The organism is Bradyrhizobium sp. BRP19 (assembly GCF_020194195.1).
In the GTDB taxonomy this organism is placed as follows: Bacteria; Pseudomonadota; Alphaproteobacteria; order Rhizobiales; family Xanthobacteraceae; genus Bradyrhizobium; species Bradyrhizobium yuanmingense.
On record NZ_JADYVZ010000209.1, the window covers coordinates 1 to 404 of the forward strand.

Here is a 404-nt window from a genome sequence, read left to right on the forward strand (position 1 = left end):
CTTCGACGGGCAATCCGTTGGCCATGGCCTTGCCGTCGATGCTGCTGATTCCGCTGGCGGACTTGCCCGGCCTCGGGCCGACGCTAGAGCTGCTGTTTGCCGAAGCCGAGCGCGACCAGTGCGGTCGGCAGGCCGCCATCGACCGCTTGTGCGAGTTGCTACTGATCCAGTTGCTGCGTTATCTGATGGATGGGCGGCTTGGCGCCACCGGACTGCTGGCGGGACTGGCCGACCCGAAACTCGCGCGCGCCATAACCGCCATGCACGATGCGCCGCAGACCGCGTGGTCGCTCGAGGCGCTGGCGGCGCAGGCGGGCATGTCACGCGCGCGCTTCGCCGCCGCGTTCAAAGACGCGGTGGGCGTCACGCCGGGCGACTATCTGGCCGACTGGCGGATGAACGTC

1 protein-coding gene is annotated in these 404 nt (G+C 68.8%); it reads left to right on the forward strand.

The features are described from left to right. A partial coding sequence (locus I6F36_RS39225; RefSeq protein ID WP_225173321.1) for an AraC family transcriptional regulator occupies window positions 1-404 on the forward strand: 404 nt, incomplete at both ends.